Source organism: Staphylococcus sp. HMSC36A10 (assembly GCF_001838845.1).
Lineage (GTDB): Bacteria > Bacillota > Bacilli > Staphylococcales > Staphylococcaceae > Staphylococcus > Staphylococcus aureus.
In genome coordinates, this window is sequence record NZ_KV839123.1 from 2,241 (window position 1) to 2,569 (window position 329).

Genomic DNA, 329 nt, shown 5'->3' on the forward strand with positions numbered 1-329 from the left:
TCAGTTTGATAAAAATGATAAAGGCACATGGATTATTAATTCTGAAATGGTTGTTCAACCTAAAGGGGAACGTATGAAATCAAAAGGTATGGTTCTATATATGAATAGAAACACTAAGACTACAACCGGGAAGTATATAGTGAGTGAAACACTTCATGATGAAGATGGTAGACCTAAGAGTAAAGATAAAGAATATCTCGTTAAAATGGTCGATAATAAAATCATTCCAACTAAAGAAATTAAAGATGAAAAAATAAAAAAAGAAATTGAAAACTTTAAGTTCTTCGCGCAATACGGCAACTTTAAAGATTTGTCGAAGTACAAAGATG

The 329-nt window shown here is 30.4% G+C and carries 1 protein-coding gene; it reads left to right on the forward strand.

Annotated elements, in window-relative coordinates; genetic code table 11:
• Positions 1–329: tandem-type lipoprotein (locus HMPREF3247_RS14995; RefSeq protein ID WP_257245483.1), on the forward strand; the 329-nt coding region annotated here is incomplete at both ends.